Here is a 10,128-nt window from a genome sequence, read left to right as displayed (position 1 = left end):
AAAGCATCTTCGTCGGACAAGGACGCATCCAACCCGGCCCCACCGTCGAATTCCAAGTCTTCCGAGTCGTTGTCTGACCGGCACGCCGCCGGCCAATAGGTGAGGTCAACGCCGACATTGGGACGGGGTAATCGTTCGCGTTTCCATCCAGGCGCGCGAATGTCGGCGTTGAGCCCGCACCCCCGGGGTGCGAGTGCCGCGGCGGGTGGGGGCCCACTCCAAACCCGCACGTGTGCGCAGGCCTCAACTGATGCAGTAGATGTATCAATGAGCCGCAAATTTGACTTGGACATGTATTTATTGACGGTCGTACGGTGCCAGTATGACCTCAACGGTGACGCTGGACCTGACCGGACAGATGCTGATCGCGGGGACTCCTGTGCGAGGGACCGGTGATGAGATCCGCGGCGTCGACCCGCAGACCGGCAACCCCATCGATCCTGCGTATGCGTACGGCAACCGCTCCCATGTCGAGGACGCCTGCGCCGCAGCTGCGGAGGCGTTCCCGGCGTACCGGTCAGTCCCCATCGAGACGAGGGCCCGGTTTCTGGAGGCGATCGCGGCCAATCTCGAGTCAATCGGTGACGCGCTCGTGGACCGTGCCCACGCCGAGACCGGCCTGCCCCGGCCGCGGCTGACCGGTGAGGTCGGGCGCACTGCGGGCCAACTGCGATTGTTCGCCGCTGTACTGCGCGAGGGCAGCTGGAACCAGGCCCGCATCGACCCAGCGCAACCTGACCGAACCCCCTTGCCGCGGCCTGATATTCGTCAGCGCAGCGTGCCGCTCGGCCCGGTCGCGGTGTTCGGCGCCAGCAACTTCCCGTTGGCCTTCTCCGTGGCCGGCGGCGATACCGCGTCCGCCCTGGCTGCCGGTTGCCCCGTCGTGGTCAAGGCACACGATGCTCACCCTGGCACCTCCGAACTCGTCGGGCGTGCCATCGCCGACGCTGTCGCCGCCGCTGGGCTGCCGGCCGGAACGTTCTCCTTGCTGTACGGTTTCGGCCCGGAGCTTGGCACCGCACTGGTCACCGATCCCCGGATCAAGGCGGTAGGGTTCACCGGCTCCCGTGCGGGCGGCATGGCATTGGTCGCCGCCGCCGCGGCTCGTCCTGAACCGATACCTGTGTATGCCGAGATGAGTGCGGTCAACCCGGTGTTCCTGCTCGGCGGTGCACTGGCCGGCCGAGGTGCTGAGTTGGGCCGTGCCTTCGTCGGCTCGCTGACGTTGGGTTCCGGACAGTTCTGCACCAACCCCGGACTGGTCATCGCGGTCGACAGCCCGGAACTGGACACTTTCGTCGCCGCCGCGGGCGAAGCGGTCGCAGCGAGTGCGCCGACCGTGATGCTCACGCCGGGTATCGCCGCCGGCTTCCGCGACGGCGTTGAGGCATTGGACGCCGAGGCCGTCCTGGTCGCCCGCGGTTCCGAGATGGACGCGCCCGCGCCCGAGGCCTCGTGCCGCGCCGCACTGTTCGCCACGGATGCGGCCACCTTCCTGGCCTCAGAGGCGTTGCAGGGTGAGGTGTTCGGCGCCGCCGGCGTCCTTGTCAAGTGTTCGGATACCGCTGAGATGTTGCGGCTCGCCCAGAGCCTGGAGGGGCAGCTGACCGCCACGATCCACGCCGACGAGCCCGATCACGGTCAGGCGGGTGAACTGCTGGACGTCCTTGAGCTCAAGGCGGGCCGAATCCTGTTCAACGGCTGGCCGACCGGCGTCGAGGTCGGTCACGCCATGGTGCACGGCGGGCCGTTCCCGTCGACCTCCGATTCGCGCACCACGTCGGTGGGCGCCCGGGCCATCGAGCGGTTCCTGCGCCCAGTCTGCTATCAGGACGCCCCGAAATCGCTGCTGCCCAGTGCCATTGCCGACGGAAACCCACACGGCCTGTGGCGGCGTATCGATGGCCAACTCACCAAAGACTGACCTGAAAACACAAGGAGTAGACAAATGCTGGACGGCGTCCTGTTCTTCCCGGTAACCCCGCTCACCACCGCTGGTGACATCGACGTGGACCTGCTCGCGCAGCACGTCTCCAAGGGTGTCGATGCCGGGCCCGGTGGTGTGTTCGTCGGTTGCGGCACCGGAGAATTCCATGCCCTCGATCCCGAGGAGATGCGCACCGTGGTGCGTACCGCCGTCGAGGCGGTCGGCGGCCGGGTTCCGGTGTACGCAGGAGCAGGCGGATCGATCGCGTCGGCCAAGTCCTTTGCCAAGGTAGCCGCCGACGCCGGTGCTGACGGCCTGCTGCTGCTGCCGCCGTACCTGGTGGAGATGCCGCAGGCCGGGCTCGTGGAGTACACCCGCGAGGTCAGCGCCGTCACCGACCTTCCCGTCGTCGTCTACAACCGCAACAACGCGCGCTACACCGAGGAGTCGGCGGTCGAGGCGGCCCTGATTCCCAATGTCGTCGGATTCAAGGACGGCACAGGCGATCTCGATCGGGTGTCACGCATCGTCCGTGCGGTTACCGACGCGTTGGAGCCGCTCGGCAAGCCCTTCCAGTTCTTCAACGGGCTGCCTACCGCCGAGGTGTCGCAGCAGGCGTACCGCGCCATCGGGGTGACGTTGTACTCCTCGGCGACCTTCGCGTTCGCCCCCGATGTCGCACTCGCCTTCTACCAGGCTCTGGAGACTGGCAATGAGACGATGATCGCGGCCCTGACGCGCGAGTTCTACCATCCGCTGGTGCGGCTGCGCGACACCGTTCCCGGCTATGCGGTCTCGTTGATCAAGGCCGGGGTCACCATGGAGGGGATCCCGGCCGGACCGGTACGCCCGCCACTGATCGATGCCAGGCCCGACGATGTCGCTGAGCTGCAACGCATCCTGGCAGCCGGCCGCGCCGTGCTCGCTGACGCCCTGGTCCACTGATGCCACCGGTCCGCATCACCGGTGCGCGCATCACTCCGGTTGCTTTCGCCGACCCGCCGTTGCTCAACACCGTCGGCGTGCATCAACCGTTCGCGCTGCGGGCGATCATCCAGCTGGATACCGATGCGGGCCTGACCGGGCTCGGCGAAACCTACGCCGACACCCGGCATCTGGAGCGGCTGACTGCCGCGGCCGACGCGATTGTCGGGCTTGATGTGTTTTCTCTCAACGCCATTCGTGCAGCCATCGCTCGGGTGCTGCAAGGCGATACGGCTGCGGTCGGTACCTCCGGCATGATCACCACCGCCAGTGCGGTCGACCAGGTCTTCTCACCGTTCGAGGTGGCGTGCCTCGATGTCGCGGGGAAGGCCACCGGCCGGCCGGTGTCGGACCTTCTCGGCGGCGCGGTGCGCGACGCCGTGCCGTTCAGCGCCTATCTGTTCTACAAGTGGGCCGCCCACCCCGGTGCCGAGCCCGACTGCTGGGGCGAGGCGCTCGACCCCGACGGCATCGTGACGCAGGCCCGCCGGATCATCGGCGAATATGGCTTCACCGCAATCAAACTCAAGGGTGGCGTGTTCGCGCCCGAGGAAGAGGCGGCCGCGATCGAGGCGTTGCGGGCCGCGTTCCCCAACCATCCGCTGCGGCTGGACCCGAACGCCGCCTGGACCCCCGAGACATCGATGAAGGTGGCCGCGCGACTGTCCGGCGTATTGGAGTACCTGGAGGACCCGACGCCGGGGCTGGACGGCATGGCCGACGTGGCAGCACAGGCACCCATGCCGTTGGCCACCAACATGTGCGTGGTGGCGTTCGACCAACTGGCCCCAGCCATCGCGAAAGATTCAGTGCGCGTCGTGCTTTCCGACCACCACTACTGGGGTGGGCTGCAGCGTTCCCGCCTGCTCGCCGGAATCTGCGACACCTTCGGACTGGGGCTGTCCATGCACTCCAACTCGCATCTGGGCATCAGCCTGGCCGCCATGGTGCATCTGGCCGCCGCCACTCCGAATCTCACCTATGCCTGTGATACCCACTGGCCGTGGAAGACCGAAGACGTCGTGCGTCCCGGCGCCCTCGAGTTCCACGCGGGGGCGGTGCCGGTGCCGACCGGCCCCGGACTCGGGGTTGAGATCGACGACGACTCCTTGGCCGCGTTGCACGAGCAGTACGTGCGCTGCGGGATCACTGACCGCGACGACACCGGCTACATGCGTACGGTCGATCCGTCATTTGAGGCCGTCAGCCCGCGTTGGTAGTGCGATCCTGGAGGCTCGACGTCTCTAGGAGTGCGCCATGGAACCTTCACGCAGCTACCGGCTTCTGCAGGCCGCACTCGTGGTCTTCGGTGCGGTGATGATCCTGCTGTACCCGCTGGCGGTGGTTTGGCCTGCGGGGTGGGCCTGGCATCACGGTGCTCCGTACGAGTCCAACTACTTCATGATGATCGTCGGCGTATACGTGACGCTGGGCCTGTTTCTCCTCAACGCGGCGCGACGACCCGAGGCCAACATCAGTCTGATCTGGTTCACCGTGGTCTCCAGCGTCGTGCACGCGGCGATCATGGCGGTGCAGTCCTTCGGGGACGGCCATCACATGGGGCACCTGTGGGGTGACGTTCCCGCGCTGCTCATCGCCGCCGTCGTGTTGGCGGTACTGGTCCGGACTTCCGGAATTCGACGCGAACCCGCCTAAAAGGGTGGGGGTTTGTCGAGTTCGGTGTTGAGTCGGCGTTCGGTGTTGATGCGCTGGGTGCGGGCTTGTTGGCGGGTTTGTTGGCGGAGCGGCATTTTGGCGTGCCGGTCGGTGGGGGTTTCCGGGGCTGGGGCCGGCTTTGGGGCTGGGGTGTGGGTGGTCCAGTCGGGGAACAGGATCTGGCTGAATGGGGTCGTCTGGTAGATGTGGCCGGTGGGGGAGGTCCAGGTGTGGCTGCCGTCGAGGTGTTGGATGTCGGTCCAGCCGCTTTCACCGGTCTGAAAGGTCTTGATCAGGTGGTGGGTTCGGCATTTGGGGCCGAGGTTGCCGGGATGGGTGGCTCCGGCGGGCCAGGGGGTGGCGTGGTCGAGGTCGCAGTTGTGGGCTGATACCGCGCAGCCGGGGAACGTGCACACGAGGTCGCGCATCCGGACGAATGTGGCCAGTTTCGCCGAAGGGCGGTAGTTGGTTTGGGTGGTGAGGTCGTCCGCGTTGGTGAGGTGTTTGACGGTGGCGCCGGTTGCGATGAGTTCGGCGAGCAGGGGTGCGGGCACGATCCCGCCGCCGAGAATTACTGCAGGACCGCCCGTTACGGCTGGTGTGCGGTCAGCGCTGTAGTCGTTGCGGTTGGGTTCACCATGGATGCGTCGATCACGGGGTGGTTGTGCCGGGGGTGCCGGTGTTTGTTCGCCGGGCTTGTCGGCACTGTCTTCGTTGTCTTCACGGAGACTCACCTCGCTGTCGGCGGCATTGCCTGAGTCGCCGGCCTCGTTGTTGTGAGTGTCGGCGGCTGACTGCGGCAGGGTTTGCGCGAGTAGGTGGATCATCACGGCGCGGGAGCGGGGGTCGACGCCGGTGGCTTGGCAGTCGAGGTTGTTGCATTGACAGGTGAGGTGGTCGGCTCCGGCGCCGATGGCGCCCAGTGCGTCGGAGCGGCGTTGCCCGGTGGTGCGCGGGTCGTTGTCGCAGACTCCGCGGGCCATGGTGTTGAGTAGGTTTCTGAGCAGGGCGGCGTCGGTGGCCAGCAGCCGTCCCCAGATAGAGACGGTGCCGTTGGGATCGTCGGGGTCGCCAAAGTGGATGTCGCGCTCGCGGGCGGCGGTGCGGGTTCTGCGCACGGCGGCGGGGTCGAATTTTTCCACCCAGACGTCGATGGCCTGTTCGGTTTTGGTGGCGGTCAGTGCGCCGTAGGTGGTGGCGGCGCCGGCGAGGGCGGTGTCGACCAGTCGCAATGCGTCTTCGTCGTTGATGAGTTGGGTGCGCCAGGTGATGGTGGAGACGACGGCGGTTGAGATGTCTCCGCGGGCGAAGACGGCGGCGACTTTGGGAAGCCGTTCGCGCAGGGCTTGGGCGATGCGCATTTGGGTGGAGGCAGCGCGACGGGTCAGGTTGCAGGCGGCGCTGATCGCGGCGGTAGCGGATTCCCAGCCGTCGATCACCCGGAAGGCGGTGATGTCGTCTTCGTCGTCGCAGTGGCGGGCCACGATCTCGGCGATGGTTGCCAGGCGTCCGGCGGATTCGATGGCTTCGGCGCGGGTGCGGTGCTCGAGGGCGTCGATCAGCGCGGCGTCGGTGGATTCACCGAGCGCCGACCGATCGAATAGTTCGAACACGTGTTCGATAATACTCGTATATCAGCTGGCTGGCCATGTTTTTCGATTGTCGCTGAACTGTCGCTCGCCAGGCGGGCAACGGCGTGCAATTAGTGCACCGCCAGGCCATCGCTGTCGTCCATTCATGCGGTTCAGGCATTGATGTAGGCCTACCGGCGATAGGCTGCACCGGTGTTCTCGCTGTCGAGGCTGTCGTGCTTCATCGCCGTCGCGGAGGAACTGCACTTCGGGCGGGCCGCCGAACGACTGCACATGACACAGCCGCCGCTGAGCCGCCAGATCCAGCAGTTGGAGAGCGAACTCGGGGTGCATCTGATCGACCGCACCACTCGGTCGGTCACCCTCACGCCGGCTGGAGTGGCATTCCTGCCCGACGCGCGACGCATCCTGCAATTGGCCGAAGGTGCGGCGCTCAACGTAAAGCGCGTTCCTGCAGGCGATCTCGGTACCGTGGTGATCGGATTCACTGCGGCGTCGGCGCACCCGGTGCTACCCAGGTTGTTCGAGGCCGCGCGGCAACAGATGCCCGACGTGAAACTCGATCTGCGCGAAATGGTCACCGCAGCTCAGATCGAGGCGCTGATGACCGGTGAACTGGATCTCGGGATGGCGCGGCCACCGCTCAAACGGCCCGGCCTGGTATCCCGGCCGCTGCTGCATGAACAGCTCATCGCCGCACTGCCGGCCGCGCATCCGCTGGTCGAGGTGCGCCGTCAGCTCACGCTCAACGATCTCGACGGCCAGGACATGGTGATGTACTCACCGGTGCAGGCCCGGTACTTCAACGAGCTGCTGATCAGCACGTTCACGATCGCTGGCGCCACGCCCCGCTATGTCCAGTACGTCACCCAGGTGCACACGATGCTGGTGCTGGTCCGCTCCGGGATCGGCATCGCGCTCGTGCCCGCATCCACGGCCACCCTGCATCCAGAAGGGGTGGTGTTCCGCTCGATCGGCGCGTTCCGGGAGCGTCCGGTCGAACTGGACGCCGTCTGGCGCGGGGACAGCACAAACCCTGCGCTGCTGCGGCTGCTGCGAGACGTCCTGCCGCCGCGTGAGTGGACCACCGACGATCTCGTCGAGGATTTCGTCGGTTAGCTACGTGCGGCAGGAGCCGGCATGGGCACCGGCGTGACGAGCTCGCCGGACTCGAGGAACTTGTCCAAGTTGGCCAGGGTCAGCGCCTCCATGGCGGCCCGGGTCTCGACGGTTCCACTTCCGACGTGGGGCAGCAGCACCACGGTGTCCAACGACAGCAGTGCCTCGGGCACGTTCGGCTCGTCGGTGAACACGTCGAGTCCAGCACCTGCCAGCCTGCCTTCGCTCAGCGCCTCGACGAGGGCTTCCTCGTCCACGACGCTGCCGCGGGCGATGTTGATCAGGTAGCCGTCGGGCCCGAGCGCGTCGAGCACATCCCGGTCGACCAGGTGCCGTGTCCCGCTGCCGCCTGCGGCGGCGACGATAAGGACGTCGACCTGCCTGGCGAGCTCGATGGCGGACGTGACGTATTCGTAAGGGCTACCCGCGACCTCACGCCGGTTGTGATAGCTGATCGTGCAACCGAACGCGACCAGCCGGGTGGCGATCGCCTGCCCGATGCGGCCGAGGCCGATGATGCCGACCCGGGCTCCCGAAACCTTGTGGGTCAGTGGGTAATTGCCTTCCGCCACCCAGCGGCCGGCCCGCAGGTATCGGTCGGCGGCCGAGAACTGCCGCATCGTGTCGATCAGCAATCCGACGGCAGTGTCGGCCACACAGTCACTGAGCACGTCGGGGGTGTTGCTGACCACGACGTTTCGCGCCGCGGCCGCCTCGATGTCCGTGGTGTCATAGCCGACCCCGAAGTTGACCACCGCACCCAGATTGGGCAGTGCCGCCATCAGCTCGGCGTCGACGCCGGTGCGCCCCGAGGTCACCACCGCGGCGATCGTGGCGCCGTGCTCGGCGAGGAATGTCGCGCGTTCAGGGCCGCCGGGCAAAACCTGGGCGTCGTAGCTGGTCCGCAGTGTCTCGGCGAGTGAAGGCTTGAGCGGACCCACCTGCAGGACGCGGCGGCTGGAATCGGATTCGGGCACACGTACTCCTCGGTCGGGATGCAGCTACGGTAAGCCTGCGTGCAAATACCCGTCCAACACGGAAATAGCATGGGTTGATACGCAAGCTGCATAATTGCCCCCGCGGCATTGCTGCGGACGTATCGGTCAGGCTCACTTTTCATCGGATCCCCAGTTCAGGGCCACTTTTAGGTCGACCTTGCCCGCTGTTCAGCGCGCTCCATCAGCGCCATTTCTCCCGATTTCGGCGGGTTGACGGGCGGAGTGAGCCGTTCTTAGCGTGTGTCTGCGGTCACAACCAGCATCTACATACGTGGACATCACACCCTGGAGGATCCATGAGGCGAGTTCTCGCCGCTCCGGCAGTCGCTCTGGCCGCCTGCGCGCTCACCGCGGGGTGCACCGTCGCCAACACCGCGCACGGCGGCTACGACCCGGACACCTTGCGGATCGTCATCTCCCAGGAGCCGCCGACGCTGGAACCCTGCGAGAGCTCGCTGACCTCGACCGGCATCGTGGTGCGGTCCAACATCACCGAACCGCTCATCGAGCGCGATCCCGATACCGGCGACCTGCAGCCGCTGCTGTCCACCGCATGGCGCCAAACCGCGCCCAACCAATGGGCTTTCGACATCCGCAGAGGTGTCACCTTCTCCGACGGTGCGCCCTTCACCGCCAAGGACGCCGCCTTCTCCATCGACCGGGCGGTCAACTCCGATCTGCAGTGCAACGTCGACGGCTACGTGTTCGGCGACGACAAGCTCGTCGTCACCGCGCCTGACGACAACACGGTCGTCATCGGCACACCGAAGCCGGATCCGATTCTGCCGCTGCGGATCTCGTTCGTGGAGATCGTGCCGTCAGGAACCAGCACCACCGAGAAGGTGCGCGAGCCCATCGGCACCGGCCCGTATGCGATCGCCGACTGGGAGTACGGCCAGAAACTGCTGCTCAAGCGCAACGACCGCTACTGGGGTGCCAAGCCGGCCTTCGCCCGCGCCGAATACCAGTGGCGCAGCGAGGGCAGCGTGCGCGCCGCCATGATCACCAACGACGAGGCCGACATCGCCACCTCTCTCGGCCCCGAGGACGGCGCCGGCGACCGTGGAGTTCCGTTCCAGAACAACGAGACCACCGCGCTGCGCATGCAGGCGGGAGAAGCGCCGCTCGACGACATCCGGGTCCGGCAGGCCATCAACTACTCCGTCAACCGGACCGGCATCGTCAGAGCTCTGTTCCGAGGACTCGGGGAGCCGGCCTCCCAGCTGATCCCGTCGGGTGTCGTCGGGTACAACGACCAACTGCCGCTGTGGCCCCACGATCTCGACAAGGCCAAGGCGCTCATCGCCGAGGCAAAGGCGGACGGGGTACCCGTGGACCGCCAGATCCGGCTGATCGGCCGCACCGCTCAGTTCCCGAAGATCTCCGAGACCATCGAGGTGCTGCAGAGTGAATTCGCCGAGATCGGTCTCAACGTCAAGATCGAGATGATGGACACCGCAGGCCAATTGCAGTACCAACTGCGCCCGTTCCCCGCGGACACCGGGCCCTACCTGCTGATGATCATGCACGGCAACCAGGCGGGCGATGCCGCCTTCACCATGGACCAGTACATGCTCTCCGAGGGGCCGCAGAGCGCCTACGGCACACCGGAATTCGACGGAAAGATCCGCGCCGCCGAAGCCCTTACCGGCCAGGCCCGCCAGGACGCGTTCGCCAAACTGTTCGCCGAAGAGCCGCAGCAGATCATGCAGTTCGCCTACATCGCCCACATGAAAGGCATTCTCGGCAAGTCCCCGCGCGTGGACTACACGCCCAACTCCGCCACCGGCGACGAGATGCGGCTTTCGGAGATGACGCCCGCCGCGACCGACCGTACCGACAGGAGCTGAGC

The 10,128-nt window shown here is 66.5% G+C and carries 8 protein-coding genes; 6 read left to right on the top strand and 2 right to left on the bottom strand.

The features are described from left to right. Positions 1-322: 322 nt before the first annotated feature. The 4 genes from AC4ELH_RS22985 to AC4ELH_RS22970 are packed head-to-tail and all read left to right on the top strand — an operon-like array spanning position 323 to position 4,567. On the top strand, positions 323-1,924 hold the full coding sequence (locus tag AC4ELH_RS22985) for an aldehyde dehydrogenase (NADP(+)) (protein WP_498886873.1): 1,602 nt from the start codon (positions 323-325) through the stop codon (positions 1,922-1,924). Between the two features lie 24 nt (positions 1,925-1,948). Then, entirely contained in the window at positions 1,949-2,872 is a 924-nt protein-coding gene (locus AC4ELH_RS22980) for a 5-dehydro-4-deoxyglucarate dehydratase (RefSeq protein ID WP_448444992.1), read from the top strand. Continuing rightward, the gene (locus AC4ELH_RS22975) at positions 2,872-4,131 is read left to right on the top strand and encodes a glucarate dehydratase family protein (RefSeq protein ID WP_498886871.1); all 1,260 of its coding nucleotides are present in this window, start codon (positions 2,872-2,874) and stop codon (positions 4,129-4,131) included. The genes AC4ELH_RS22980 and AC4ELH_RS22975 overlap by 1 nt, the downstream gene beginning before the upstream one ends. 37 nt (positions 4,132-4,168) lie before the next feature. Further along, a complete protein-coding gene (locus tag AC4ELH_RS22970) occupies positions 4,169-4,567 on the top strand; it encodes a DUF6632 domain-containing protein (protein WP_064887702.1) in 399 nt (132 codons plus the stop codon). On the opposite strand, the gene AC4ELH_RS22965 is transcribed toward AC4ELH_RS22970, so the two are convergent. Further along, positions 4,564-6,180: an HNH endonuclease signature motif containing protein gene (locus AC4ELH_RS22965; RefSeq protein ID WP_498886868.1), complete on the bottom strand. Its 1,617-nt coding sequence runs from the start codon at positions 6,178-6,180 to the stop codon at positions 4,564-4,566. The genes AC4ELH_RS22970 and AC4ELH_RS22965 overlap by 4 nt on opposite strands. Positions 6,181-6,351: 171 nt before the next feature. On the opposite strand from AC4ELH_RS22965, the gene AC4ELH_RS22960 reads away from it, so the two are divergent. Next, on the top strand, positions 6,352-7,278 hold the full coding sequence (locus AC4ELH_RS22960) for a LysR family transcriptional regulator (protein WP_064883298.1): 927 nt from the start codon (positions 6,352-6,354) through the stop codon (positions 7,276-7,278). Here the strand turns inward: AC4ELH_RS22960 and AC4ELH_RS22955 are convergent. Next, positions 7,275-8,255, bottom strand: a complete 981-nt coding sequence (locus tag AC4ELH_RS22955; RefSeq protein WP_090517279.1) for a 2-hydroxyacid dehydrogenase — start codon at positions 8,253-8,255, stop codon at positions 7,275-7,277. The two genes, AC4ELH_RS22960 and AC4ELH_RS22955, sit on opposite strands and share 4 nt — an antisense overlap. 317 nt (positions 8,256-8,572) lie before the next feature. Here AC4ELH_RS22955 and AC4ELH_RS22950 point away from each other — a divergent pair, with 317 nt between their 5' ends. After that, on the top strand, positions 8,573-10,126 hold the full coding sequence (locus AC4ELH_RS22950; protein WP_448445021.1) for an ABC transporter substrate-binding protein: 1,554 nt from the start codon (positions 8,573-8,575) through the stop codon (positions 10,124-10,126). Positions 10,127-10,128: the final 2 nt, after the last annotated feature.

Source organism: Mycobacterium shunyiense (assembly GCF_058270075.1).
Note: the sequence above shows the minus strand (reverse complement) of the source record. Positions and strands in the feature narration are given on the sequence as shown.